Origin of the sequence: Conexibacter stalactiti (assembly GCF_033542075.1) — a bacterium.
In the GTDB taxonomy this organism is placed as follows: domain Bacteria; phylum Actinomycetota; class Thermoleophilia; order Solirubrobacterales; family Solirubrobacteraceae; genus Conexibacter; species Conexibacter stalactiti.
In genome coordinates this window covers 1-25597 of the sequence record NZ_JAWSTH010000040.1, presented here as the reverse complement: position 1 = coordinate 25597, position 25597 = coordinate 1, and the positions used below count along the sequence as shown (strand labels likewise).

The 25597-nt window shown below is 70.2% G+C and carries 19 protein-coding genes and 3 tRNA genes; 13 read left to right on the top strand and 9 right to left on the bottom strand.

What is annotated here, in order from left to right; all coding sequences use genetic code 11:
* Positions 1 to 3 precede the first annotated feature (3 nt).
* Positions 4 to 1182 carry an acyl-CoA dehydrogenase family protein gene (locus R7226_RS15680; protein ID WP_318598123.1) on the top strand — a complete coding sequence of 393 codons (1179 nt, stop codon included), beginning with the start codon at positions 4 to 6 and terminating at the stop codon, positions 1180 to 1182.
* Between the two features lie 9 nt (positions 1183 to 1191).
* Here the strand turns inward: R7226_RS15680 and R7226_RS15675 are convergent, their stop codons facing one another.
* On the bottom strand, positions 1192 to 1593 hold the full coding sequence (locus tag R7226_RS15675; RefSeq protein WP_318598122.1) for a cupin domain-containing protein: 402 nt from the start codon (positions 1591 to 1593) through the stop codon (positions 1192 to 1194).
* A 48-nt stretch (positions 1594 to 1641) separates the two neighbouring features.
* Complete coding sequence (locus R7226_RS15670; protein ID WP_318598121.1) at positions 1642 to 2820, bottom strand: BaiN/RdsA family NAD(P)/FAD-dependent oxidoreductase; 1179 nt, start codon at positions 2818 to 2820, stop codon at positions 1642 to 1644.
* Positions 2821 to 3090: 270 nt separating this feature from the next.
* Here R7226_RS15670 and R7226_RS15665 point away from each other — a divergent pair, with 270 nt between their 5' ends.
* The 3 genes from R7226_RS15665 to R7226_RS15655 all read left to right on the top strand — a co-directional run bounded on the left by R7226_RS15665 (position 3091) and on the right by R7226_RS15655 (position 11198).
* On the top strand, positions 3091 to 4536 hold the full coding sequence (locus tag R7226_RS15665; protein ID WP_318598120.1) for a nitrilase-related carbon-nitrogen hydrolase: 1446 nt from the start codon (positions 3091 to 3093) through the stop codon (positions 4534 to 4536).
* A gap of 7 nt (positions 4537 to 4543) precedes the next feature.
* Positions 4544 to 5833: a helix-turn-helix transcriptional regulator gene (locus R7226_RS15660; protein WP_318598119.1), complete on the top strand. Its 1290-nt coding sequence runs from the start codon at positions 4544 to 4546 to the stop codon at positions 5831 to 5833.
* 67 nt (positions 5834 to 5900) lie between these two features.
* The gene (locus R7226_RS15655) at positions 5901 to 11198 is read left to right on the top strand and encodes a tetratricopeptide repeat protein (protein WP_318598118.1); all 5298 of its coding nucleotides are present in this window, start codon (positions 5901 to 5903) and stop codon (positions 11196 to 11198) included.
* Positions 11199 to 11333: 135 nt separating this feature from the next.
* Here R7226_RS15655 and R7226_RS15650 read toward each other — a convergent pair.
* Positions 11334 to 11407, bottom strand: a tRNA-Gly gene (locus R7226_RS15650).
* A gap of 83 nt (positions 11408 to 11490) precedes the next feature.
* Entirely contained in the window at positions 11491 to 12861 is a 1371-nt protein-coding gene (locus tag R7226_RS15645) for an FAD-binding oxidoreductase (RefSeq protein ID WP_318598117.1), read from the bottom strand.
* A gap of 115 nt (positions 12862 to 12976) precedes the next feature.
* On the opposite strand from R7226_RS15645, the gene R7226_RS15640 reads away from it, so the two are divergent.
* From R7226_RS15640 to R7226_RS15625, 4 genes are all read left to right on the top strand, one after another.
* Entirely contained in the window at positions 12977 to 14251 is a 1275-nt protein-coding gene (locus R7226_RS15640; RefSeq protein ID WP_318598116.1) for a hydroxyacid-oxoacid transhydrogenase, read from the top strand.
* Between the two features lie 17 nt (positions 14252 to 14268).
* Positions 14269 to 15081: an AttM family quorum-quenching N-acyl homoserine lactonase gene (gene attM, locus R7226_RS15635; protein WP_318598115.1), complete on the top strand. Its 813-nt coding sequence runs from the start codon at positions 14269 to 14271 to the stop codon at positions 15079 to 15081.
* Between the two features lie 29 nt (positions 15082 to 15110).
* A complete protein-coding gene (locus R7226_RS15630; RefSeq protein WP_404827856.1) occupies positions 15111 to 15821 on the top strand; it encodes a GntR family transcriptional regulator in 711 nt (236 codons plus the stop codon).
* Positions 15822 to 15896: 75 nt separating this feature from the next.
* Positions 15897 to 16376, top strand: coding sequence for a NucA/NucB deoxyribonuclease domain-containing protein (locus tag R7226_RS15625; RefSeq protein ID WP_318598113.1), 480 nt, complete (start codon positions 15897 to 15899; stop codon positions 16374 to 16376).
* Between the two features lie 15 nt (positions 16377 to 16391).
* Here R7226_RS15625 and R7226_RS15620 read toward each other — a convergent pair.
* The 3 genes from R7226_RS15620 to R7226_RS15610 form a co-directional block, all read right to left on the bottom strand.
* Positions 16392 to 16462: transfer RNA gene (locus tag R7226_RS15620), tRNA-Cys, on the bottom strand.
* Between the two features lie 117 nt (positions 16463 to 16579).
* Positions 16580 to 17959: a LamG domain-containing protein gene (locus R7226_RS15615; protein ID WP_318598112.1), complete on the bottom strand. Its 1380-nt coding sequence runs from the start codon at positions 17957 to 17959 to the stop codon at positions 16580 to 16582.
* The gene (locus tag R7226_RS15610) at positions 17956 to 18423 is read right to left on the bottom strand and encodes a hypothetical protein (protein WP_318598111.1); all 468 of its coding nucleotides are present in this window, start codon (positions 18421 to 18423) and stop codon (positions 17956 to 17958) included. The genes R7226_RS15615 and R7226_RS15610 overlap by 4 nt, the downstream gene beginning before the upstream one ends.
* A gap of 221 nt (positions 18424 to 18644) precedes the next feature.
* On the opposite strand from R7226_RS15610, the gene R7226_RS15605 reads away from it, so the two are divergent.
* From R7226_RS15605 to R7226_RS15595, 3 genes are all read left to right on the top strand, one after another.
* A tRNA-Val gene (locus R7226_RS15605) sits at positions 18645 to 18717 on the top strand.
* A gap of 41 nt (positions 18718 to 18758) precedes the next feature.
* The gene (locus R7226_RS15600) at positions 18759 to 19112 is read left to right on the top strand and encodes a zinc ribbon domain-containing protein YjdM (protein ID WP_318598110.1); all 354 of its coding nucleotides are present in this window, start codon (positions 18759 to 18761) and stop codon (positions 19110 to 19112) included.
* 108 nt (positions 19113 to 19220) lie between these two features.
* A complete protein-coding gene (locus R7226_RS15595) occupies positions 19221 to 19613 on the top strand; it encodes a hypothetical protein (protein ID WP_318598109.1) in 393 nt (130 codons plus the stop codon).
* Positions 19614 to 19619: 6 nt separating this feature from the next.
* On the opposite strand, the gene R7226_RS15590 is transcribed toward R7226_RS15595, so the two are convergent.
* Complete coding sequence (locus tag R7226_RS15590; protein WP_318598108.1) at positions 19620 to 19841, bottom strand: hypothetical protein; 222 nt, start codon at positions 19839 to 19841, stop codon at positions 19620 to 19622.
* A gap of 37 nt (positions 19842 to 19878) precedes the next feature.
* Positions 19879 to 22140: an MMPL family transporter gene (locus R7226_RS15585; protein WP_318598107.1), complete on the bottom strand. Its 2262-nt coding sequence runs from the start codon at positions 22138 to 22140 to the stop codon at positions 19879 to 19881.
* Between the two features lie 181 nt (positions 22141 to 22321).
* Here R7226_RS15585 and thrS point away from each other — a divergent pair, with 181 nt between their 5' ends.
* Positions 22322 to 24244, top strand: coding sequence for a threonine--tRNA ligase (gene thrS / locus R7226_RS15580; RefSeq protein ID WP_318598106.1), 1923 nt, complete (start codon positions 22322 to 22324; stop codon positions 24242 to 24244).
* A 188-nt stretch (positions 24245 to 24432) separates the two neighbouring features.
* Positions 24433 to 25416, top strand: a complete 984-nt coding sequence (gene infC, locus R7226_RS15575) for a translation initiation factor IF-3 (RefSeq protein ID WP_404827855.1) — start codon at positions 24433 to 24435, stop codon at positions 25414 to 25416.
* The last annotated feature ends 181 nt before the right edge of the window (positions 25417 to 25597 follow it).

Below are 25597 nucleotides of genomic sequence, written 5' to 3'. Positions count from 1 at the left end.
CCGATGCCTGCCGACCGACTGCTCCCATCCGACGAAGCCGCCGACGTCGTCGCGCTCGCGCGTGACCTGGCCGCCGACGAGCTCGCTCCGCGCGCCGCCCGCGCCGAAGCCGACGGGGCGTTTCCGCGCGACCTCTTCCGCCAGCTCGGCCGGCTCGGGCTGCTCGCGATGCCGTATCCGGAAGCGCTCGGCGGCGGCGGGCAGACGTACGAGGTCTACCTGCAGGCGCTCGAAGAGCTGGGCGGTGCATGGGCGAGTGTCGGCGTCGGGATCAGCGTCCATGTCATGTCGTGCTATCCGCTCGCCACGTGGGGCAGCGACGCGCAGCGCGAGCGCTGGCTGCCCGCGCTGCTCGGCGGGGAGCTGCTCGGCGCCTACGCCCTCTCGGAGGCCGAGGCCGGCTCCGACCCGGGCGCGATGCGCGCCCGCGCGGTCCGCGACGGCGACGGCGACGGCGACGGCGGCGGCGGCAAGGGCGGGTACCGCGTCAGCGGCGCGAAGGCATGGGTCACCCACGGCGGCGAGGCCGACTTCTACACGCTGTTCGCGCGCACCTCTGAGGACCGCTCACGCGGCATCTCGTGCTTCCTCGTGCCGGGCGACGCGCCCGGCCTCGGCGCGCAGGCGCCGGAGCGCAAGATGGGGCTGACCGGCTCGACGACGGCGACCGTCGACCTCGACGAGGTCGCCGTCGACGCCGATCGCCGCATCGGCGAGGAGGGCGCGGGGCTCGCGATCGCGCTGCAGGCGCTCGACAGCGGCCGGCTCGGGATCGCCGCGGTCGCGGTCGGGGTCGCGCAGGCCGCGCTGGACCATGCGGTCGCGTATGCGCAGGAGCGCAGAACGTTCGGCAAGGCGATCATCGACCACCAGGGTCTCGGCTTCCTGCTCGCCGACATGGCCGCGGCGGTCGCCTCGGCGCGCGCCGTCATGCTCGACGCGGCGCGCCGTCGCGATCGCGGCCTGCCGTTCTCGCGCCAGGCGTCGATCGCGAAGCTGGTCGCGACCGACGCCGCGATGAAAGTGACGACGGACGCGGTCCAGGTGCTCGGCGGCTTCGGCTACACGAAGGAGTTCCCCGTCGAGCGGTTGATGCGCGAGGCGAAGGTGATGCAGATCTTCGAGGGCACCAACCAGATCCAGCGCATGGTGATCGCGCGGCACCTCGCGCGCGGGACCTGACAAGGCGGGTCAGTCGCCCCACCAGTCCCGCGTGCCCTCCACGTCGTCTCGCGGGTTGTCGCCGAGATTGGGCGCACCGAAGACGAGCAGCTCGAGGCCCTCTGGCCCGCTCTCGTAGCCGCGCCAGGTACCGGGCGGGACGCGCACGACGTCCCACTTCTTGACCTCGACGATCTCGTCGTCGAGCTTCATCCGCCCGCTTCCGCCGACGACCACGTACAGCTCCTCCTGCTCCTTGTGCGTGTGGCCGTACGGGAAGCGATAGCCGGGCGGGACGTGCTGATAGGTGAGCCCGGACTGCTCGAGCTGGAGCGCTTTGGTCGCCATGCGGAACTCGAGGTCGGGCGCGCCGTTGAAGTTGGACCCGACGTCCTCCAGGTCCTCCCTGAGGTTCTTGAGCGTGAACGGCATGGTCGCGATCCTATCGCTCAGAAAGTTGGACCCCGCGGCCCGCCGACCTCACACGAAGTGCGCCGCCGCGTGGCCCGACGCCCACGCCCACTGGAAGTTGTAACCGCCCAGATGGCCGCTGACGTCGAGCACCTCGCCGACGAAGTACAGGCCCGGGCTCTTCAGCGACTCCATCGTCTTGGACGACACCTCGCGGGTGTCGACGCCGCCCAGCGTGACCTCGGCGGTGCGGTACCCCTCGGTGCCGGCCGGCACCACCTGCCAGGCGCCGAGCTTGTCGGCGATGTCGCGCAGCTCGGCCGGGGTGTACTGCTTCATCGGCTTGGAAGCGAACCAGCGATCGGCCAGGAGTGCCGCCATCTTCTTCGTGAAGAGCTCGCCCAGAAGGGTCTTCAGCTCGCTGTTGGGGCGCGCGGCCTGCTGGCCCTGCAGCCACTCCAGTGCGTCGCGGTCGGGCAGCAGGTTGATCTCCACGGCATCGCCGGGCTGCCAGAACGAGGAGATCTGGAGGATCGCCGGGCCGCTGAGGCCGCGGTGGGTGAAGAGGATGTTCTCGCGGAAGCTCTCGCCGTTGCAGCTGACCACGCAGTCCACCGACGTTCCGGACAGCTCGGCGCACAGCTCCTTGAGCTGGCCGGAGATGGTGAACGGCACCAGGCCGGCGCGGGTGGCCAGCACGTTGTGGCCGAACTGGCGAGCGATCTCGTAGCCGAAGCCGGTGGCGCCCAGCGTCGGGATCGACAGGCCGCCGGTGGCGACCACCAGCGACGGCGAGGCGACCGGCCCCATGTCGGTGCTCAGCAGGTACCCGGCCGCGGTCTTCTCGATCTGCCGCACCGAAGTGTCCAGGCGCAGATCAACGCCAGCCTGCCGGCACTCGTCCAGGAGCATGTTGAGGATGTCCTTGGACCTGTTGTCGCAGAACAGCTGGCCCAGCTTCTTCTCGTGGTACGGCACGCCGTGCCTGCCGACCAAGGCGATGAAGTCCCACGGGGTGTAGCGGGCCAGGGCCGACTTGCAGAAATGCGGGTTCTTCGAGACGAAGTTGGCCGGGTCCGTGTACATGTTGGTGAAGTTGCAGCGGCCACCGCCGGACATGAGGATCTTCTTGCCGGCCTTGTTGGCGTGGTCGACGAGCAGCACCTGGCGGCCGCGCTCGGCGGCGGTCAGGGCGCACATCAGCCCGGCGGCACCTGCGCCGATGATCACAACGTCGGTAGAGCGCAACAAGAATCCTTGGGCAGAGTGAGTCGCGGGTGGATCCAGCCGCCGCTCATAGACATTCGCAGTGGATCCCGGTCCGACAAGATACGGCTACGAGGAGCGCGGCTGCGACGCGCCGGCTTCTCTTCATCCGGCCGCTTTCGCCGACCACCACGTACACATCCAGGAGAACATCGACCCAACGTCCGCGACCTGCTTTGTCGGTCCTTCCGCCTGTGTATCGTGGCGCGACAGGCGTCGGACGCCATCGGATGGCATCGGAGAGCAATGGGGTTGGGGACTGACAAGGGGACGACTGCGGCGGATGACGTCCGCGCTCTGCTCGATGGGCTTGATCGCGCCGCCGACGATCGGGTCGCGATCGTCGCGATCCTCTGGACCTGGCTGGAACACCACCTTCTCCACCTCGGCTCGCTTTTGGAGAAGCCACTGGTGATTCGCGCCAAGGCGCTCGATGAACCCGACTTCGTGCGCTTCGACGAGGACGAGCGAGCGCGGCTGATGGCGGCTCCGCTGCGAAACGCTGCGGAGTTGCTGGCGCGCATCGAGATCACGCTCACAAGGGATCAGCCGATCGAGTCAGCGACCGAAGCGGTCGGCGTCGATGGCAGCGAGGTGTTCGTGATGTGGCGGCGTCCGAGACTCGCCACCCGAGCGGGCAACGATGCCGACAGACCGCCAGAGGCCGACGAGCACCCCTCGCTGTCGGCGCTCGCGCCGCGCCTGGTCGTCTGCCCGACCGTCCATCGCGACATCGAACTGCACGTCATCAGACCTGGCAGCGACGGATGGGTGGCGGTGGAGGCGCTGCTTGAGCAGGGCGTGGTCGGCGCCGACCCGACGCTGTCCGTCCACCTCGACACGCTCGGGGACGCCGGCCTCTCGGGCTGGCTCGAACGCGAAGACGTCGAGGTGGGCTGGTTCGATGCCGCTGCGATGGATCCGGAGGACGAGCGCATCTGTCACGACTCGGCCGTCGCAGCCGTCGAGGCCGCATCCGGCCCAGCCTCGCTGCTCGTGTTGCCGGAGCTGTGCGCAACGCCGCGAACGCTCGACGCGGTGACGGCCGCGATCGTCGCGGCTGACGAGGCACCGGCGTTGACGTTCGTCGGCCTCCGGCACCGTCCGATCGCCGCCTCGGAACCCTCCGCGATCGAGCCGGAACTGCTCGGCGACGCCGTACTTGCGACGCACGTCAACGAGGCGGTCGTGATCGGGCCGGACGGCGAGCCGCTGTGGAGTCATGTCAAGCTCTCCTGCGCGCAGGGTCCACAGCCGAGACTGCTCAGCGACGGCACGCAGCCGCTGGCTGCGACCGAGGACATCGTGCTCGGACGGACGCTCCAGGTCGTGCCTTCGCCCATCGGCACGATCGCTGTCGTGATCTGCCTCGACTCCTTCGCCGACCATGTCCGCGACCGCCTCGCGCGCAGCGGCGCTGATGTTCTGATCGTGCCTTCGCTGAGTCCCAGGGTCCATCGCCACCGCGATTCGCTGCAACATCTCGTGCAGCGGTTGTGGGCGATCGCTTTTGTGTGCAACCGCGACTTCGCGGTGCCCTCGGATGGCACGACGACGTGGGACGAGGAGCACAACCGCTCGTTCTGGGCAATTCAGCGAAAGAGACTGAGACCTCCAACCCGAGCCGATGATCGCCCGGCCTTCATCTTCCGGCTGGCCGATCACGTTCGATCGCAGACGTCGAACGCTCAAGTCTGAGTCAAGTATGCTCGATGACGGGAAAGACCCATTCAATGCGATGACTGAATCAGAGCACTCCCCACCGGCTGCGGACGACCTGTTCACGCTGGCCTCTGCGCCGATGCCGATCCTGATTGCCGCCCTCCAGCGCGCGATCGCGGCAGGCGAGAGCCGACGCGATCTTCCCGCTCGCGTCGTCCAGCTCGCCGAAGCCGTTCTGGCCGAGGCGATCCGTCTCGTTCGTCTCGGGACGCGGCAGGAGATCGCGGATGCCGCCGTGGCCACCACGCAGTTGATGATCACTCCCGCTGCGAAAGGGCTGCGGGAAAGCAACCCCCAAGCGCACAGCATCCTCACTTCCGCATCGCGAGCGCTGACGGCTGCCGCGTCCCCGGCCAGCAAAGGCGGCGAGCTGACCGTGCTGCGCTCGTGGAATGGCAAGGCGCGGAGGGTCGTCCGACACGTCAACGAGGCCGAGGGGCACGCCGTGCCTCGCGCCGAGCTGAGACGCCTGCTGCAGGTCGACGAGTCCTATCTCTCGCACCTTCTGGCGGACCTGGAGGCGTCGGGGCTGGTCGAGCGCATCCGCGAGGGTCGCACCGTGACTGTTCACCTCGGGCGCGTCGCCCTCGCTGACCACGTGCAGGAGCTGCTGGGCGCCAGCTCAGACGATGGCTCAGGCGTCGACGACGATCGGCGCAGCCGAGCCGACGACGTCCGTCGGGTCGCGAATGGGACGCTCGAACGGCTCTTTGGAGAGGACGAATGGTGCGTCTCGGCGACCGGCTTCGACGACGGTCCGTTGCAGCCGCTGCGGCAGAAGCTGCTGGGGTTGAGGCAATACGCCGAGGAATGCGAGCAGACGATCATGGAGACGGTCGTCGAGGACGGAGTGGCGGTCTGTCGGATCCGCGTCGTCGGTCGGCTGCTGGATGTCGGGAGCCGTGATGAGCCGTTCGACGTGCGCCTCGTCTGCCGCATACGGGTGGAGGGTCAGGACGTCGTGGCTGCCGAGTGGTGGTCGGCGGACGATGAATGGCCCGCACCGCGCCCGCGATTCGCATTCGACGAGCCGAGATCGAGCTCCATCCTCGGCGACGAACGCGTCGAAGAGCTGACGAATCTGCCTGACGACATGCCCTCTCGCTACAGCGTCGTGGCCGTGACGGCCATCGGAAGGGCCACGTCGTTCGGCAGTTACGCACCCGCGTTCGTCAACGAGTCGCCGGAGGCCGAGATCACGCTGCGTCGGTACGACGTGACCACGCTCCGATCGCTCATGCACTCTGGAACGCCGCGCCGATCGCTCGGCTGAGAGCGTGGGCAGAGCACGGTCGTATCCTCGTCACGGAGACCGATCGGCGAGTGAACTGATCAAATTGGTGGCGATCGTCGCCGCGACGCCCGTGCCCAGGGAGCTGCTGCTCAACCGGCCCGCGGGCCAGAACGACGATGACGGCGCGGTTGAGGAGATCGTTGCCGGGCTTGTCGCAGAGCGTCTGCTGGAGGAGCGCGAAAGCGGCGTCGTGCTCGCCCCAGCGATTCGCGAGCAAGTGAGGACCGCCCTGGACGATGACGAGCGACGGCTGTCGATTCAGGACGCTGCTGACCGGCTTAGCGCGGTCTTCCCGCAAGACGTCCTTGATCTGAGCATGTGGAGACTGAGCGGGAGCCTGGCCGACCATGTTCGCGCGGTCGTCGAGGCCGCAGACGAGCTCGACGTGGTCACGCCGGCGCTGCTGCGCGCAATTCTGCATCGCAGCGGCTACATCGCCTATCTCGGCGATCTGGTCTCGGCACGCGACGAGTTGCAGCGCGCGGTCGAGCTCGCGGACGCGCGGCTGCCAGAGGAGGACACGCTGCGCGCGATGCTGCGGACCAGTCTCGGCGAGGTTCTCAATCAGTTGAGCAGGTACGCAGGGGCTACGAGATGGCTCCGAGAGTCACTCTCGCTGTGGGAAGGGGTGGCGGAGCCCGATCCTGACGAGGTCGCGCGCGCGCGAATCCAGCGCGGTACGGCGATGACCGGGCTGGGGCTCCTCGACAAGGCTGTGGATGAGCTGACGATGACGGTGGAGGCGCTCGCGCAGCGACCGTCAAGCAGAGTCTGCCTCGCGCTCGCGTGCAAGTCCCTCGGCTGGGCGTTGTTCTGCAAACACGACCTGGACGGTGCGGTCGGGGCAAGCGAGCGGGCGCTCGCGCTGTTCGTCGACGCCTGCGGGCCCGCTCATCCCGAGACTGCCGGCGCACGCACGCAACTCGGAGCCATCCTGCACGAGCGCGGTGACAGAGAAGCCGGGCAGACGCAGATGGAGCGGGCCGTCGAGGATCTCGTGGCGACGTTGAGCCCGGAGCACCCCGAGATTGGGATCGCGCGCAGCAACCTCTCGGACGCGCTCGGCGCAGCGGGCGATCTGAAGGGCGCGCAGGAGCAGCTGGAGCTGTCGCTGGCCAGCGCGGGAAGAACACTCCCTGAGGACTACCTGGGCCTGGGCATACGTCATGGCAAGCTCGCCTGGACGCTCACCAAGCTGGGCGACCTTCGCGGCGCGCTTGCGCATCGCGAAGAGGCGCTCTCGGTCCTCGAGCGTGCCGTCGGTCTCGACGACCCGAAAGCTGTGGAGGCACTCGCGGCGCTGGCCGGTGCCCGTCGCGCGACCGGCGACCTGCCCGGCGCGCGAACGGCGTACGAACGGGCGCTGGCGACGGGGCAGCGGAGCGACTTGGAGCAGAAGCTCCCGCTCTCGGCCTACTCACGGCAGCTGGCAAGCGTCTTGCGCCAGCTCGGCGACCTGCCGGGGGCGCTGCGCAGCTATCAGCAGGCACGTGTGCTGAGTAGGCCCGACGACGATGACGCCATTACATGGAACGCGATCGATCGGCTTTCGATCGCCGGCAATGCGCGCGTCCTGCAGGAGGCCACCGCTCACGCATATCAGTCGCTGGGCATGGAGCAGCACGCGCAGACGGCGCGGGCCGCTGCCGATGACGTGTCGCGGGCGATCCTCGAGGAGGCGATCGCGACCGACGAGCCGGCGCCGCTGCTCGAAGCCGGTGGATGGGCGGTCGAAGCGGGCTGGGTCGATGTCGCGGTGCGCGCGGCGGAACGCATGACGACGCTGGCGCTGACAGCCGACTTCGAGCGATGGGACTATCGCGGCCGGCTCACCGATCTGTGGCACAGGATCGGCCGCGCGGCGGTCCGGCTCACGATGCCCGATCAAGCGCTGCACGCGTTCGAACGGCGTCTCACGCTCCTGCAGTCGCAGCCGCAGCCGGATCCTCAGCAGATCGGCGTGACGCTGCACGACCTCGCGGACGTGCGCGCGCAGGCCGGAGAGCTGTCGGCGGCGATCGCACTCTACGAGGAGGCGGCAGCCTCGAAGCGCGAGGGCTCCGCGCCGGCTGACCTCGCGACGACGTTGTTCGCGCTCGGTCGCGGGCTCATGGACGCCGAGCGCAACGAAGAGGCAGAAGTCGCCTTGACGGAGCGTCTGGCGCTGCTGCGGCGGCTGCCGGATCCAGAACCGCTGATCCTCGGCGTCACATTGAGCGACCTCTCGGTCCTCAACCGCAGAATGGGCCGCTTCGAGGAGTCGCTCACGCTCAGTCGGCAGGCGGTCGAGCAGATGCGCAGAAGCGGTGATCGCGGCCAGTTGGCGATCGCTCTGCAGTGGCATGGACGGGCGCTGGCATCGTGTGCACGTCCCGCCGAGGCGCAAGCAGCATATGAGGAGGGCCTGGAGTTGCTCCGCGACCGGTCCGAGCCCGATCCCCAGTCCATCGGTGTCATGTTGCACGACCTCGCCAGAGTCCATCGCGACGATGGTCGGACGGATGTCGCGATCAGGCTCTACCGCGAGGCGGTGGAGTCGAAACGTCGCGCCGATCGACCGCGGGACCTCGCCGTGACGCTGATGGCGCTCGGGCGCGCGTTGGAGGGCAACGAGCAGTACGAGGAGGCAGTGGAGACGTTTGAGCAGCGCCTGCTGCTTCTGAGGGGGCTGTCAGATCCCGATTTGGAAGCCGTGGCGGAGACGCTGGAGATGCTCGCGGACGTGCGCGGCAGACAGCGGCGGGTGGCCGATGCCGCCGAGTATTACCGGCAGGCGGCGGATGCCTATCGGCGGATGCTGCAGGGAGACTGGACCTCCGCGGCGCCGGACGTCCCAGCGCGGTTGATCGGTGTCGCGGTGTCGCAGTTGCTGCTCGGCGAGCAGGTGTCTGCAGCTGCGACCGCTGCAACGGCCGCGTCGGCGCTGGAGGACGTCGAGCAGAGCCGCGACCTCTCATTCGCGCTGACGTTACAGGCGCAGGCGAGCGTGGACGAGCCGGCGACGGCGCTGGGGCTGCTGAGGCGGGCGCGGCATACGACCGGGCAGTGGCGTGACGCGGACCAGCTCGAAGCCGTGCAGATCGACGCGATGATCGCGGATGTTTGCAGGCAACTCGGCCAGTTGGAGGCGGCGAACGAGCTGCTCGCGCAGGCGACTGCCTTTCTGGACGAGATCGCCGACGAAGTGCTGGCCGCGCCGGACCCGACCGAGCTGATCCGGCTGAGCACTGCCTGCCTGAACATCGGCGCGCTGGACGTGGCACAACGGGCGCTCGCCAGCGCGGCCGACGCGATCAAGGAGGGACCGGCGGTCGCGTTGTCACAGCTCGGCGAGTTGTTGACCTACCTCGCGCTGCGCTGCGAGGCTGCCGAGGACTTCGTCGCGGCGGCGGCTGCGATCGAGCGATGCCTGGAGCTGCCCCCCGGACAGGACGGGCGCGAGGTCGTCGACCGTCCGGAGATGCTCGAGAGGCTGGGCCACGCACACGAGGCGATCGGCGAGTTGGAGAGCGCGATCGACCTCTTCCGGCAGAGCGCCGCGCTGTTGGCCGAGCGGGGCGAGGGCGATGAGGCGGACGCGCTGTTCTACCTCGGGCGCGCGCTGGCGCAGAACGGCGACGACGAAGCGGGCCTGCACATGCTGGAGCGGCATCTGAAGGGTCTGCAGAGGCTGCCGCTACGCAACGCCGACGATGAGAGCTGCGCGTGGCACGCAATCGGGCTTGTCCAATCACGGCTCGGTCGAAACGACGAGGCACTCGCTGCGCACAGACATGCCATCGACCTGGCGCGGGACGGCGACGCAGGAATGTGGAGCATAGCGGCGTCGTTGAGCATGTACGCGCAGACCGGGCTCGGCGTGGTGCAGCCGGAGCAGCTGTGCGAGCTCGCCGACGAGGCGGCAGGGCTGCTGCGGCGCGCCTGGCTGGGCGCGGAGCCCGTCGGAAAGGAGCGGTCGTTCCGCGCTCTGCCTGAGCAGTGGCCCGTCAACCTCGCTGAGATCGAGGTGATCGCGCGTGCGGTCGGCGAGCTCAGCTCGCGTGCCGTCGCGCTGCTCGTGCGTGTGCACCGTCTCGGCGTCGTGGTCGAGACCGTCGGCGGGGACGCCGCAACTGAGCTGGGGGCGGCCGGGCTCCTGACCGAGGATCCGCCCGAAGGCCCGCTCCAGCTGTCCGCTGCTGGGGTCGCGGCAGCTGGTCTGCTCGGCAGCGCGGGTGCAGCGCCCGCGGCCGTCGCTGCGTGGCTGAGAATCGCCAGCTCGGCCCCGGATGTCGGTGCAGTCAGCAGCGCAACCCTTATCGCACGCCTCGCGTGCTCACCCCTGGTCTCGGCGGCGGCGCTGGTGGAGGGGCTTCCTCCGGTTGCCGACAACGCCGTTGTCGACACCGCGGAGGAGCTCGCAGCCCTGACGTTGCGGGCGCTCTGCGTGCAGGAGCGCGACCGGGCGGAGGGAGCGGCGCTGCGCGCACGAGCGTTGGCGGCCGTCGCCGCGCTGCCCGGTGACGGCGACGCGCAGATGCTCGTCACTGCCGGCCTGACATGTCTGGACCTTGGCGAGGTCGATCAGGCGCAGACACTGCTCGTGAGTGCCGCCGCGCACGATGACGTCGGCGCCTCCGGGCATGAAGCGGCGGAGATCGGCCTCGCCTGGTATCGGCTCGCCGCGTCCTTGGAAGCTGACGGACGGGTGAACGACGCGCTGGTGGCATACGAGCGGTCGGTCGCGATCCTCGCCGACGCGAGTATCCCAGCGTGCCGCGCGGTGGTGGGCGTCTACACGGATCTCCTGTACGCGCAGGGAGCGCGCGAGCGAGCCGCCGTGGTACGGGACACGTACCGGCTCGGCCGGCCACAGAAGCCACGCACCAGCCGGATCTCTTGGCTGCTGCAACTGTCGCGGACGCAGACGGCGTTGGGGCAGACGTTGCATGCTCGTGCGTCCAGCGCGCAGGCGGCGACCGAGATGCGGCTGGTTGCTCTGGTCCGCTCCGGCGAGCGTGGAGACGACGCTGCCGGTGCTCCTGGCGGCCCCGGCGGTTCGCGGTCTGAGCACCCAACGGCCCTCGCGGTGGATCTGAGCCGGCTGAACCCGCTTGCGGTGGCACTGCTGGAGCGGTTGCGTCAGGACCTCTTGCTGTCGACTTCCAAACGCCTCGCTCCCGGACTGCCGGTACCGCCGGAACAGGCGTGGTCATGGTTGTGCGCAATCGAGCCGCTGAAGCAGGTGGGCTTCGTCATGAGTGACCTCCCCCTCGGTTGGTTCACGCTGACCGCCCGGGGCCGCGCGGCGGCTGCCCTGCTGGGGCCGCCCGACGACTCGGCAACGCTGCCACCGGCACCGTGACCCACCGAGTGCGGCTCGGCCCGCGCTGACGTAGACCGAAGCTCGGACGTTCGAGTATTCCGCCGGCGAGATCGCGACGGACACGCCATCACCCCAAAACGACGAAAGCCCCGCCGGAGCGGGGCTTTCGTGTGAAGCGGATGAAGAGACTCGAACTCTCGACCTTCTGCATGGCAAGCAGACGCTCTAGCCAACTGAGCTACATCCGCAGGGCTTCGCCAGTATAGCCAAGCTCGCGCGCGACGTGTCGTGAGGTCGCGCGCCCGCACGACATCCCCGGCTCGTCCGGCGATCACGCCTCCTCGGGCAGCACTTTCCCCGGGTTCAGCAGCCCCGCCGGGTCGAGCGCGCGCTTCACCGCGCGCAGCACACCGACCTCGGAGGCGCCGCGCGCCCGCTCCAGCCAGCGGGCCTTGGCGAGGCCGACGCCGTGCTCGGCGCTGATCGTGCCGCCGTGGGCGAGCACCAGCTCCAGGACGGCATCGTCGGCGCGCTCGTCGTCGTCGGCGGGGCCGAGCAGGTTGACGTGCACGTTGCCGTCGCCGAGGTGGCCGAAGAGGATCGCGCGCACCCCGCCCGGCACGTCCGGCGCGGCGGCGGCGACCGCCCCCGGCACCGCGTCGAGGAACGCGCCGAGCGACGCCAGTGGAACCCCGACGTCGAGCTTGTGGGGGACACCGGCCGCATTGATCGCGTCGGCATGTCCCTCGCGCAGCGCCCACAGACGCTCGCGGCCGGGCGTGTCGTCGGCGATCAGCGCTTCCTCCACGCCCGCGCGCGAGAGCGCTTCAGCCAGCTCCTCGGTCGGGTCGGTGCGACCGGCGCACTCGGCCAGCACGTACACCGGGGCCGCCGCCTCCAGCGGGGAGGACCGGCGCTGATGCGCGAGCACGAGCTGCAGCCCCTCGTCGAGGAAGAAGTCGCAGCTCTCCAGCGACGGCGCCTCGGCGCGCAGCGCGGCCAGCAGCGCCGCGGCCTCGTCTATCCCGGGAAGCGGTACGAGCGCCGCGACGCGCGCGTCGCGGCGCAGCTCCAACCTCCACAGCACGCGCGTGATCACGCCGAGCGTACCCTCCGACCCGACCAGCAGCGAGGGCAGGTCGTAGCCGGCGTTGTCCTTCGCGAGGCCGGCCATCCGCGTCACGACGGTGCCGTCGGCCAGCACCGCCTCCAGGCCCGCGACGCGCGCGCGTGCCGTGCCATGGCTCAGCGCCCGCGCGCCGCCGGCGTCGCAGGCGACCGCGCCGCCGATCGTGCACGAGTCGCGCGCGGCGAAGTCGAGCCCGGCCTCGAAGCCGGCGGACCGCGCATGCGCCTGCAGCGCGGCCAGCGTCACGCCGGCGCCGACCTCGACCAGCCCGAGCGCGCCATCGACCGGACCGATTCCCGCAAGCCGCGCCAGCGACAGCACGACCTCGCCGCCGCGCGGCACGCCGCCGCCGACCAGGCCGGTGTTCCCGCCCTGGGGGACGACCGCCACGCCGGCCGAAGAACAGACCTCCATCACCGCGGCGACCTCACGCGCATCGGACGGCCGCACGACGCACAAGGCGCGCCCGCCGAACCGGCCCGTCCAGTCGCGCTCGTACTGCTCGGTCACCGCCGGGTCGTCGAGCACGTGGCCGGCGCCGACGATCTCCACAAGGGCTTGTCTCCACTCCATAACATGTGACATGCTACTCGAACCGACGGGGGAGCGGCGCCGCCCAGAAGGCACGAGCGGAAGCGGCGCGGCACCTGCCCCCGGGGGAGCTGGTCCCATCAAGGAGGAAGAGAAGATGGCTGAAGATCGAGAAGCGATCTTCACGTTGGAGGCGACGCCGGTGAAGTTCGGCCCGGGCTCCTCGGCAGACGCGGGTTGGGAGCTGAAGCGGCTCGGCGTGCGCCGGGTGCTGCTCGTGACCGACCCGGGCGTCGCGGCGCTCGGCCACCCCGAGCGGATCAAGGGCCTGATCGAGGCCGAGGGCATCGAGGTCGTCCTCTACGACCGCAGCCGTGTCGAGCCGACGCTCGACTCGCTGCAGGAGGCGGCCGACTTCGCGATCGCCGAAGGGGTCGACGGCTTCGTCTCCGTCGGCGGCGGCTCGGCGATGGACACGGCGAAGGTCGCCAACCTCGTCCTCAGCCACCCGGCGCCGGTGATGGACTACGTCAACGCGCCGGTCGGCGGCGGCAAGAAACCGCCCGCGCCGCTGAAGCCCCACCTCGCGATCCCGACGACCTCCGGCACGGGCTCGGAGGCGACGACGGTGGCGGTCCTCGACATCCCGCAGCTGAAGGTCAAGACGGGCATCTCGCACCGCTACCTGCGCCCGGCGCAGGCGATCGTCGACCCCGAGCTGACGCGCACGCTGGCCGCCGAGATCACCTCTTCGGCCGGTCTCGACGTCGTCTGTCACGCGGCCGAGTCGTACATCTCGCGGCCGTTCGACACGCGCCCGCGCCCCGCCGGACCCGACGACCGGCCGCCCTACCAGGGCTCCAACCCGGTCGCCGACGTCTGGTCGGCGAAGGCGCTCGAGTACGGCGGCAAGTACCTCCGCCGGGCGGTCGCCGATGCGGACGACGTCGAGGCACGTGGCTGGATGATGCTCGGCGCGACGATGGCCGGCGTCGGCTTCGGCTCCGCCGGCGTCCACATCCCGCACGCCTGCGCGTACCCGATCGCCGGCCTCAAACACGTCTACCAGCCGCCCGGCTACCCGGACGACCACCCGTTCGTCCCGCACGGCCACTCGGTGATCGTCACCGCCCCGGCCTCCTTCCGCTTCACCTACGAAGCGGCGCCGGAGCGTCACCATCACGTCGCCGAGCTGCTGCACGGCAGCCCAATTGAGAACCCCGGCCCCGACACGCTGCCGGACGTCCTCACTCAATTGATGAAGGACGTCGGCGCACCCAGCGGCATCGCCGAGCTCGGTTACACCGAGGACGACGTGCCGGCGCTCGTCGAGGGCGCGCTGAAGCAGCAGCGCCTGCTCGTGATCGCCCCACGCGAACCGAGCCCGCAGGACCTGCACCACATCATCACCGCATCGATGCGCAACTGGTGAACGAGGGGAGAGACACGATGTCCGCAACGACCGACGGCCCGCGCCTGCACATGTTCGAGTGCGGCACGCTCAAGTGCCATGTCGAGAACATCAAGATGAACCAGGGGCTCGGCGACCCCTACGAGATCCCCGTCCCCTGGTACCTGATCGAGCATCCGCGCGGTCTCGTCGTGATCGACGGCGGCAACGCCGCCGAGTGCGCCGAGGACGCTGTCAAGCACTGGGGCGGGATCAGCGACGTCTACTGGCCGACGATGACGGCCGCCGACGCCTGCGTCCCGACGCTCCAGGCGGCCGGCTTCGATCCCGCCGACGTGCGCTACATACTCCAGTCGCATCTGCACCTCGACCACACCGGCGCGCTCGCGGCGCTCGAAGCCTTTCCGAACGCCGAGGTCGTCGCGACGCGGACCGAGTTCGAGTACGCGCACGCGCCCGACTGGTTCGCCGACGGCGGCTACATCAAGGCGGACTACGTGAAGCCGAACGTGCCGTGGACGCTGCTGGAGGAGACCGAGGACGGCTACGACCTCTTCGGCGACGGCACGATCCGCTGCTGGCGCACGCCCGGTCACGCGCCCGGCCACCAGTCGTTCGAGATCACGCTGCCCAACAGCGGCGCGATGCTGCTGACGGTCGACGCCGCGTACACGACCGACCACTGGAACGAGAGAGCGCTGCCCGGCTTCCTCGCCTCCGCCGTCGACGCCGTGCGCTCGGTGCGCAAGCTCCACCACATAGCCCGCCGCAGCGACGCGACCGTCGTCACCGGCCACGACCCCGAGGCGTGGCCGACCTTCAAGCAGAGCCCCGCGGGGGTCTACGACTGACCCAGCCGGCCGACAGCGACGAGCGCCCGCTGGCGCTCGGCGCGCTCGAAGGAGCGCGTCAGACGCTGACCGACCGGGCGGTCGCCGCGTTGCGCGCGGCGATCGTCGACGGCCGCCTGCGCGCGGGCGAGCTGTACTCCGTCGCCAGACTGGCCGAGCGGCTGCAGGTCTCGCGCACGCCCGTGCGCGAGGCGCTGCTGCTGCTGGAGCGGCAGGGGATGGTGCGCTTCGAGCGCAACCGCGGCGCGCGCGTGCTCGAATCCTCCGCCCACGACCTCGACGAGGTCTTCGCGCTGCGGCTGCTGCTGGAGGTGCCGGCCGCGCGCCGCGCCGCCGAGCTGGTCGGGGAGCGCGAGCTGGCCGAGCTGACCGCGATCCTCGACGCGATGCGTGAGCAGATCGACGGCGGCGACGAGCGCGCGTTCATGATCCACGACAGACGCTTCCACGAGGCGCTGCTGGCGGCCGCCGGCAACCGCCGCCTCGTCGGCGTCGTCGGCTCGCTGCGCGACTTCGTCCGCTTCCGCGGCGCCTCGACGGTCGGCCGCGGCCGCGATCTGCGCGCGATCTACGACGAGCACGTGCGGATCCTCGACGCGCTGCGCGCCGGCGACGCCGCCGCCGTCGGCGACGCGATGCGCGACCACCTCGTGCGCACGCGGCGGCTGCTGCTCGCGGCCGATCCGGCGAGCGCGACCGACGCCGGCGCCGAGCCGCCGTGGCCGGCGCGGCTGAGCTGAGCTGAGCCGGCGCCCGCGCGCGACGCCGCTCGCGCCACCCATTGCCGCCGCTCGCGCCGCTAGCGTGCCGCGGCCGTGCGTTCACTCCTTCTCCTCCTGCTCTCCTTGCTCGCAGCCGCCGCCCTCGCCGGGTGCGGCGCGGACTCGCTGGTCGGTGGGATCGCCGAGCGGACGACGCCGAGCGGCGGCGTCACGAGAGCGGCGACCGGCGCGCGCGCCTGCCAGCGCACCTCGCGCGTCGTCGAGGTCGGCATCAGCGCGACGAGATACCCGCGCGTGCTCGCGCACATCGACGCCGCCGTCCGCGCCGGCTATCCGCGCGTGCTGCGGATACGCCGCGACGGTGCCGACCAGCGCCGCGACCGGCTGCTGCGCGGCATCCCGACGCGCCCCGGCTACGACCGCGACGAGTGGCCGATGGCGATGGCGCGCGCTGACTGGAGAGCGCACGTCGCCTACGTCCCCAGCGGCGAGAACCGCGGCGCCGGCGCGAGCGTCGGGCTGAAGCTGCGGCGCTGGTGCGACGGCGTCCGCTTCACCGTCGTCGGCTACTGAGCGGGCGGCGGCGGAAGGCGACGACCGGAATCGAACCGGTGTACACGGCTTTGCAGGCCGCTGCGTAGCCACTCCGCCACGTCGCCAGGGACGAGAAGGGTAGATGATCGGGCCGGTCTCACGCAGCGTGAACCGCAGGCCCCGGCGGTGCCGGCGTGCGAGCGCCGCGGCGCCCGGGCCGCCGGCCCGCACCGCGCCCACGGTCAGGCGCGGGCGATCTCCTCCGTCCGTCTCCAGCTCGTCCCGTTCCAGACGTCAACCGGCACGTCCTGCCAGTTCGATCCGGACCAGCGCGAGACGACGGCGCCGGTCCCCGCGTCGTAGTGGGCTCTCACGCGCGTTGCGGTGAGCGCCGTCTTGTACAGGGCGACCTCGTCGATGGTGCCGGTCAACAGGTTGTTTATGCCGGCGTCCGCGGCGCCGATGTTCAGTGGGAGCGCGGTGTCCTGCATCGTCTGATTGGTGACCGTGCCGGTGACGTCGACGCCGTCGAGATACAGCTTCGCGACGCCGGCCGCCTTCGTCGCGACGACGTGGTGGGCCTTGCCGGGCGTCAGCGCCACGGTGCTGGTGACGACGTCGCCTCTGTTGTTGCGCCGCAGCAGCAGTCTGCCGCTCTCGGTCGTGCGCAGGATGTAGCCGCCGTCGCCCTTGTCGACGATGCCGCCCAGCACGACGTCGGACATCCGCACCCACGCCTCGAGCGTGAAGGTGTCGCCGAGGTCGAGCGCGGCGCGGTCGACGACGCTCACATAGCCTCTCGTCAGGGCGTCGAATCTCACCGCGGTTCCGCCGGACCACGGCGCGACGGCTGGCTGGCCGAGCGCAAAGGTGCCGACGTACGTCCCGGCCGCGCCGCCGACGGTGTCGACCGCGGTCGTTCCGAAGCTCTCGCCGAGGCGGAAGTAGGCGCTCGGGTTGTCAGCCATCACCATCTCGCAGTACTGCGACGGCCAGAAGCTCGGCGGCGACTCGGTGTGGTGCGTCGAGCGCTGCGGTCTGGTGAGCTCCTGCCCGGCGAAGGGCGGATCGCCGTCGAGGCGCGTGGCGCGGACCGGATTGAGCGCGCGGATCGTCGCCCACGACGTGCACGCCTCGATCTCGGTGTTCGACAGCACCCGGTCGAAGATCGCGAACCCGGCGACGAGCCCCTCATACCACCAGTCGGTCGCGGTCGACCAGTCGGTGCTGTCGGTGCCGAGATCCCAGTAGGAGAGCGGCGTGAAGTTGGGCAGCTCCGTGGCGCCCTCTCTGTGCAGCGGCGTGTCGGCGGCGTCGAGCAGCTTCAGGTGGTGGATCGGTCTGAACGTCCCGGCCGCCTTGGTCGTGGCGAACACCTGCCATCTGTTCGCGGTAGGCGCGAAAGGGCCGCTCGACGGCGAGGAGGGGTTGTACAGGTAGACCTGGCCCGAGGCCCATCCCCATTCGGGCGTGTACCCGCTGCCGTTCAGGAGCGCGACTCTCTCGCTCACGTTGATCGGCTTGATCACCGCCAGCAACGTGATCGCGCCGGTTGGATTGGGCGAGGTCAGCGTGAAGCGGATCGCGTCGATCGCACCGTTGAATCTGCGCGAGCCGGTCATGCGGCGGGGGTTCTGATCCAGAGGTCGCCGGTCGCCTTGCTCGCCGGATCGCCCGATCCGATCCAGATCACGAGCGCATAACCGGTCGGGCGTGAGACGTCGGTGGCGGCGCCGTGCGCGACGCGCCCGACGCCGTTGATCCCTGGAACGGCCTCGCCGGCGCCGCTGCCGAGTCTGCGGACGGCCTCGGTGGCGTCGGTCGCCGTGCCGGTCGGCTTCAGCCCGGCCGCGAGCTTGGCCGCGGTGACGCTGCCGTCGGCGAGCGTCGCGTCGCTGCCGGCGGGTCCGGTCGGACCCTGCTCCCCCTGCGGTCCCGTCTCGCCCTGCGGCCCGGCCGGGCCGACGAGGTTCTCGACGCCGACCTGGTCGACGATCACGCTCGCGAGGTAGCTGTCGTCGAGTGTCTGCGCGACATCGTCGACGATCACTCTGACGGGCGTGTCCTGGTAGTAGACGTCGGCCATGCTGCTCTCCTTCGGGGTCCGTTGCGGCGGTCTCGGCCGCCGGAAGGGCGGCTCGCGCCGGACTATCCGGTCGGTTCCCCGCGATCTCCCAGCGATCCGGCAGATTCGCCGGAGGAACCGCCGGATCGACGCCCTCGCGCGCGCGTGCGCGCTGCGGCAGCGGCGAGGACGAGGTCGGGAGGCACGCGCCGGGGCCTCCTGTGTATGCTTCCGATCTCCCAGGGCGATTAGCTCAGCTGGGAGAGCGCCGCCTCGACAAGGCGGAGGTCACTGGTTCGAGCCCAGTATCGCCCACTCCTCGAAAGCCCCGCAAATGCGGGGCTTTCGTCGTTCAGATGAGTGACACGATCCCCACATGTCCCGCCTGCGCCAGCGAGTACACGTACGAGCTGGGCGGGCTGCAGGTCTGCTCGATGTGCGCGCACGAGTGGTCGCCGGCAGCGGCCGGCGAGTCGCCCGCGGCGGCTGAGAAGGTCGTCAGGGACTCCGTCGGCAACCTGCTCGCCGACGGCGACACGGTGACGGTCGTCAAGACGCTGAAGGTCAAGGGCAGCTCGGCGCCGATCAAGGCCGGCACGAAGGTCCGCAACATCCGCCTCGTCGACGGCGTCGGCGACCACGACATCGACTGCAAGGTCGACGGCTTCGGCGCGATGCAGCTGAAGTCGAGCGTCGTCAAGAAGGCCTGACGCATCGCCTGCCGCGGCTGACGCGGCTGTCACCGTCGCGCTGCGCCCGGCGTGCTCGGAAGCGACAACGGGTACCGCTCCTGTGAGAGCTACCGAAGGAGGAGCGAGATGTCGACCGGAGCGATCATCGCGATCGTGGTCGCCGTCGTCGTCGTGTTGGCGATCCTGCTGGTGCTGATCCCGCGGATGCGCGCGAGCAAGGCCCGGCACAAGCTCGTCGACGAGCGTCACGACGCCGCCCGCGCCCACCGTGTCGAGGCGGAGCGCCGCGGCGCCCGTGCCGAGCTGTCCGAGCGCGAGGCCGAGCGCGACCGCGCCGAGGCGAAGCTGCACGAGACCCGCGCTGAGCTGCACGAGCAGGGTCTCGCCGACGACGAGCTGAACGATCAGCGCGGCACGCGCGACGCGCGCACCGCCCCGTCGCCACCGCCGCCCGTTGACAGCGCGACCCGCCCGACCGCCGACGATCCCGTCCGAGGCGGGAGCCAGAGCGGCGCCTAGCGCCGCTCAGCCGCGCCTGGCGAGCGTGCGCGCGAAGACGAACAGCGTCCCCGAGCTGACGATGAGCACGCCGCCGATCAGCGCCACGATCAGCTCGCCGATCGCGAAGCCGACGATCAGCAGCACGAGCCCGACGAGGACCTCGGTGATGCCGACGAGCTGAAGGATGCGCGCCCCGGGCGGGCGCGACGGTTCCGGCGTGGGATTGCCGAACGGGTCGGTGCTCATGAAGCCGAAATTCTGCACCGACCCGTCCGGTCCTGCCTCACACCCGCGTCAGCCGGCGGTCGCGGTCGTCGTCGCGCTCGTGACCGGCCGCAGCCCCGACCGCGTCCCCGTCGATCGCCTCGACCGACGGCTCGTGCGTGACGCGCGGCAGCCACTCCAGCCAGCGCGGCAGGTACCAGTTCCACTCGCCGAGCAGCTTCATCGTCGCGGGCAGCAGCACCGCTCGCACGATCGTCGCGTCGATGAAGATCGCCGCCGCCAGGCCGATGCCGAGCTGCTTGAACTCGATCGCCGACAGCGTCGCGAAGATCGAGAAGACCGCGACCATGATGATCGCCGCGCTGGTGACCGTCGAGGCGGTCGACTTGATCCCGTGCGCGACGGCGCGGTCGGTCGACATGCCGCGGTCGTACGCCTCGCGCACGCGGCTGAGGATGAACACGTGGTAGTCCATCGACAGGCCGAACAGGACCACGAACAGGAACAGCGGCAGCCATGAGGTGATCGCGCCGGTCGAGTCGAAGGCGAGCAGCGACTCGGCCCAGGTGTGCTGGAAGACGAGCACGAGCACGCCGTAGGCGGCACCGACCGACAGCAGGTTCAGCACGATCGCCTTCGTCGCGATCACCAGCGACCGGAAGGTCACCAGCAGCAGCAGGAAGGCGAGCGTCAGGACGAACGCGAAGACCCAGGGGATCCGCTCGCTCATCAGGTCGTTGAAGTCCTGCGTGCCGGCGGTCGTGCCGGTGACGGGCGTGTCAGCGCCGGCGCCGAGCTCGGCCCGCAGCTGCGGCGCCAGCTCACCTCGCAGCAGGTCGAGCGCTCTGACGGAGGCGTCGTTGGTGCCGTCGCCGTCGATCGGCAGGCTGATTCTCGCGACGTCCCCCGATCTCGACAGCTCGATCGCGATCGGCTCGTGGATCACGCCGCTGGCGAGTGCCGCTCTGCGGAAGTCGGCGAGCGCCGCCTGCGCCTGCGGCGTGTCGAGTCTCCCGGCCCCGCTGACGGCCAGCTCAGCCTCGATCTGCTGGCCGGGGAAGGCCGACTGGATGCGGTCGAACGTCTGCATCACCGGCAGCGAGCGCGGCAGCGTCTCGATCCCGGGCACGGCCGTCTTCATCCCGATCACTGGGATGCAGAGCGCCAGCAGCAGTCCGCCGGCGAGCAGCCCGGAGATGAGCGGCTTGCGCAGCACGGCGTCGATCACGGCCGACCACATCCGTGGCGTCTTGGAGACGTCGCGCTTGCGCATCAGGAACGGGATGCGGCCGCGGTCGACCTTGTCGCCGAGCTTGGAGAGCAGCGCGGGGAGGACCGTCAGCGAGGCGACGAGCGAGACGCCGACGACGAGGATCGCGCCCATGCCCATGCCCATGAAGGTCGCGTCGCCGGTGATGAACATGCCGGCCATCGCGATCATCACGGTCAGGCCGGAGATCAGCACCGCGCGGCCGGAGGTGGCGGCGGCCGCCAGCAGCGCGGCCTCCTCGCTGCGCCCGGCGGCGCGCTCCTCGCGTTCGCGGCGGAGGTAGAAGAGCGAGTAGTCGACCCCGACGGCGAGGCCGATCAGCAGGACGACCGAGCTGACACTCTCGTCGACGGCGATCACGTGCGAGCCGATCGAGACGAGCCCGAGCGTCGCCATCACGGCGGAGAGCGCGAGCAGCAGCGGGATGCCGGCGGCGACGAACGCGCCGAAGGCGAACACGAGGATGATCAGCGTGACCGGGATCGAGAGGAACTCGGCCTTCTTGAAGTCGTCCTCGAACATCTTGCCGAGCGCCTTGCCGGCGCTGGCGCCGCCGAACTGCTCGACGCGCAGCTCGGGATGGTCGGCCTGCGCCGCCTTCGTCTGCGCCAGCAGCGCCTCGACGTCGTCCTCGGCGTCGTCCTCGCCGCTTCTGAGCTTGATCTGGACGATCGCGGCGTGGCGGTCGGCGGTGATCTGCCCGGCGTTGCCGGCCGCGTAGGGCGCGCTGACCGCGGCGACCTCGGGCAGGCGCTCCATCCGTCTGACGACGTCCGCGACCGCCGCTCTGAACCGCGGGTCGTCGGCGGTCAGTCTCGGCGACTGGACGAAGACCGTCTCGCTCGCCTGCTCTGGAAAGGCGTCGTAGAGGACCTGCTCGGCGCGGCCGGACTCGCCGGTGCCGTTGTCGCGGTCGCTGACCGGTCTGGTCCCGACCATGTTGCCGGCCATGAAGGCGATCACGACGAACGCGATCCAGCCCAGCACGGCCGTCTTCCGATGTTGCGCGCTCCAACGGCCGGCGCGTGCGGCGAAGTTCTCTTTCTGCATGATGGCTCGCAACCCCTTGTGGCCTGGTGACTCGATGCTTGCGAGCAGGCTCCCAAGCGGTCGATCCAGCTCCCATGAGGACGCCCGGCGAGCGTGGGTGAGGCCAGGCCCCGAGCCGATGGTGCGGCTACCCCCAGTTGATCGGGACCGCGCTGCCCGCTTCGCGTATCCTGGCCAACCGATGAAGGCCCTCCTGCCAGATGGAACCGAGCTTCAGCTCGAAGACGGCGCCACCGGCGCCGATGCCGCCGCCGCGATCGGCGCCGGTCTCGCGCGCGCCGCGCTCGCGATCAAGGTCGACGGCGAGCCGCGCGACCTGACGGCGCCGCTGCACGACGGAGCCCGGCTGGAGATCCTCACGCAGAAGAGCGGGGAGGAGGCGCTGGAGCTGCTGCGTCACGACACCGCGCACGTGCTCGCCGCCGCCGTGATCGACCTCTTTCCGGGCGTCAAGATCTCGATCGGCCCGGCGATCGACAACGGCTTCTACTACGACTTCGAGTTTCCCGACGGCGTCACCGTCTCCGACGCCGACTTCGAGCGCATCGAGCAGCAGATGCGCAAGCACATCAAGGCCGACGAGCAGTTCACGCGCGAGGACGTGACCGTCGGCGAGGCGCTCGAGCGGTTCGTGCGCGAGGACCAGCCGTACAAGGTCGAGCTGATCGAGGACCTCGTCAAGAACGAGGACGTCAGAACGGTCTCGCTCTACACCAACGGCCCCTTCACCGACCTCTGCCGCGGCCCGCACGGCCCCGGCACGAAGCGGATCAAGGCGTTCAAGCTGCAGTCGATCGCCGGCGCCTACTGGCGCGGCGACGCCAACCGCACGATGCTGACGCGCATCTACGGCACCGCCTTCTTCTCCAAGGAGGAGCTGGCGCAGTACCTCGAGATGCTGGAGGAGGCGAAGAAGCGCGACCACCGCCGCCTCGGCAGAGAGCTGAGACTGTTCCAGTTCTCGGCCGTCTCGCCCGGCGCCGCCTTCTGGCTGCCGCGCGGGACGAAGCTGTGGAATTCGCTCGTCGCCTTCACGCGTGACATGAACGAGCCGCGCGGCTACGACGAGGTCAAGACGCCGCAGATCTACGACAGCGAGCTGTGGAAGACCTCCGGTCACTGGGGCAAGTACCGCGAGAACATGTTTCTGACGGCCGCCGAGGACCGGGAGATGGCGCTCAAGCCGATGAACTGCCCCGGCCACGCGCACCTCTTCGGCAGCCAGCGCCACTCCTACAGAGACCTGCCGATCCGCTACAGCGAGCCGGGCCTGCTGCATCGCTTCGAGCCGTCGGGGACGCTCCACGGCCTGATGCGCGTGCGGCACTTCGCGCAGGACGACGCGCACGTCTTCTGCACCGAGGAGCAGGTGCAGGACGAGGTGATCGCCTGCCTCGACCTGATCTTCGAGACGCTCGGCCGCTTCGACTTCGAGATCGACATCGAGCTGTCGACGCGGCCCGAGAACCGCGTCGGCACCGACGAGATGTGGGATCGCGCCGAGGGCAAGCTGGCCGAGGCGCTGAAGGTCAAGGGCCTCGACTACCGCCTCAACCCGGGCGACGGCGCCTTCTACGGCCCCAAGATCGACTTCCACGTGACCGACTCGATCGGCCGCTCGTGGCAGCTCGGCACCGTCCAGCTCGACTACTCGATGCCGGACCGCTTCGGGCTGACCTACGTCGGCGCCGACGACAGAGAGCACACGCCGGTGATGATCCACCGCGCCGCGATGGGCTCCTACGAGCGCTTCATCGGGATGCTGATCGAGCACTACGCGGGCGAGTTCCCGGTCTGGCTGGCGCCGGTGCAGGCGATCGTCCTGCCGATCGCCGACCGTCACCTCGACTACGCAGCCGAGGTCGTCGCGCAGCTGCGCGCCAGACGCGTGCGCGTCGAGGTCGACGAGCGCGTCGAGTCGATCGGCCGCAAGATCCGCGAGGCGGAGCTGCAGAAGATCCCGTACATGCTGATCGTCGGGGACAGAGAGCTGGAGGCCGGTGAGGTCGGTCTGCGGCGCCACAGAGAGGGCGACCTCGGCAGCCTCGCGGTCGGCGACTTCGTCGCCCGCGTGGTGGACGAGACCGAGCGACGGTCCGCATAGATGCAGCACTCTCTTTCCTGCGCCGTCGGCGACGCTATACTGCGACCCCTTGATGATCATGACCAACACGTCGCGCAACTCTTGACGCGACAGAACAAGGCCTCGTAATGCCGGTCCCTCGACGGTTTGACCGGCGCCCGCCAGAGCGGGACAACACGCGCATCAACGAACGCATCCGCGTTCCAGAGGTGCGCCTGATCGGCGAAGACGGCCAGCAGATCGGCATCCTCAAGACGCCGGACGCGCTGAGACTCGCTCAGGAACGGGATCTCGACCTCGTCGAGGTCGCCGCTGACGCGCGCCCGCCTGTCTGCCGGATCCTGGACTACTCCAAGTACAGATACGAGCAGGCGCAGAAGGTCAAGGCGGCCAAGAAGCATCAGCAGCAGATCACGATCCGGGAGATCAAGTTCCGGCCGAAGATCGCGCTGAACGACTACGAGACGAAGAAGGGGCACGTCACCCGCTTCCTCAAGCACAAGGACAAGGTCAAGATCACGATCATGTTCCGCGGGCGCGAGGTGACGCATCCCGAGCGCGGTCAGGTGCTGCTGGAGAGACTTGCGGAGGAGCTGGCCGATCTGGCGATCGTCGAGCAGCGTCCGATCCAGGACGGCCGCAACATGACGATGATGCTCGGCCCCTCGAAGGCGATCCTCGCGGAAGCCGAGAGCGGCGGCGCGAGAAAGCCGAAGGGCGACGCGCCGAAGGCCGAGGCGAGCGCCGAGGCAGCTGCCGCGGCGAGAGCTGAGGCAACGCCTGCTGCTGCGAGAGCTGAGGCCGCTCCGGCCGAGGTCGAGACCCCGGTTGCGGCGGAGGCCGACGCCCCGGCCGCGGCCGAGGCCCCTGCCGTGGCGGAAGCCGAGGCTCCGGCCCCGACGCCCGCCGAGGACGCTCCGGCCGCTGCCGAAGCCGAGGCTCCGGCCCCGGCTGCGGAGGCTCCCGCAGTGGCGGAGGCGGACGCCGCTCCGGCGGAGGCCGAGGCTCCGGTTGAGACCGAGGCGCCGGCGAGAGCCGCCGCTCCGGCGAGAAGAGCGGCGAGAGCCGCGGCCAGAGCCGATGCTCCCGCCAGAAGAGCCCCGGCCAGAAGAGCGGCCGCCAGAGCCGCCAGAAGAAGAGCCGCCGCCAGAGGCGACGAGACGCCCGCCGAGGGCGCCGCCGCCACCTCCTGACGGTCGCTTCCGGCGCCGTACGGCCGATGATCACCTCTCTGCTCGTCGCACTGGCGACCGCGCTCGGCGCGGCCGCCGGTGCTCCGAGCGCGTCGCAGACCGCAGCCGGCAGCGCGCCGGCGACGGCTGCGCGCGCCGTCGCGCCCAGCGCCAGCGCTTCGCCCGCGCGCGCCGCCGCGCC

Bases quoted from the DNA above. Each gene is read 5' to 3' on its own strand.
- R7226_RS15645 (WP_318598117.1), bottom strand. From the start codon at position 12,861: ATGGAGTGGAGACAAGCCCTTGTGGAGATCGTCGGCGCCGGCCACGTG.
- R7226_RS15640 (WP_318598116.1), top strand. From the start codon at position 12,977: ATGGCTGAAGATCGAGAAGCGATCTTCACGTTGGAGGCGACGCCGGTG.
- R7226_RS15585 (WP_318598107.1), bottom strand. From the start codon at position 22,140: ATGCAGAAAGAGAACTTCGCCGCACGCGCCGGCCGTTGGAGCGCGCAA.
- attM (WP_318598115.1), top strand. From the start codon at position 14,269: ATGTCCGCAACGACCGACGGCCCGCGCCTGCACATGTTCGAGTGCGGC.
- R7226_RS15600 (WP_318598110.1), top strand. From the start codon at position 18,759: ATGAGTGACACGATCCCCACATGTCCCGCCTGCGCCAGCGAGTACACG.
- R7226_RS15660 (WP_318598119.1), top strand. From the start codon at position 4,544: ATGCTCGATGACGGGAAAGACCCATTCAATGCGATGACTGAATCAGAG.
- R7226_RS15590 (WP_318598108.1), bottom strand. From the start codon at position 19,841: ATGAGCACCGACCCGTTCGGCAATCCCACGCCGGAACCGTCGCGCCCG.
- R7226_RS15615 (WP_318598112.1), bottom strand. From the start codon at position 17,959: ATGACCGGCTCGCGCAGATTCAACGGTGCGATCGACGCGATCCGCTTC.
- R7226_RS15680 (WP_318598123.1), top strand. From the start codon at position 4: ATGCCTGCCGACCGACTGCTCCCATCCGACGAAGCCGCCGACGTCGTC.
- R7226_RS15675 (WP_318598122.1), bottom strand. From the start codon at position 1,593: ATGCCGTTCACGCTCAAGAACCTCAGGGAGGACCTGGAGGACGTCGGG.
- thrS (WP_318598106.1), top strand. From the start codon at position 22,322: ATGAAGGCCCTCCTGCCAGATGGAACCGAGCTTCAGCTCGAAGACGGC.
- R7226_RS15610 (WP_318598111.1), bottom strand. From the start codon at position 18,423: ATGGCCGACGTCTACTACCAGGACACGCCCGTCAGAGTGATCGTCGAC.
- R7226_RS15595 (WP_318598109.1), top strand. From the start codon at position 19,221: ATGTCGACCGGAGCGATCATCGCGATCGTGGTCGCCGTCGTCGTCGTG.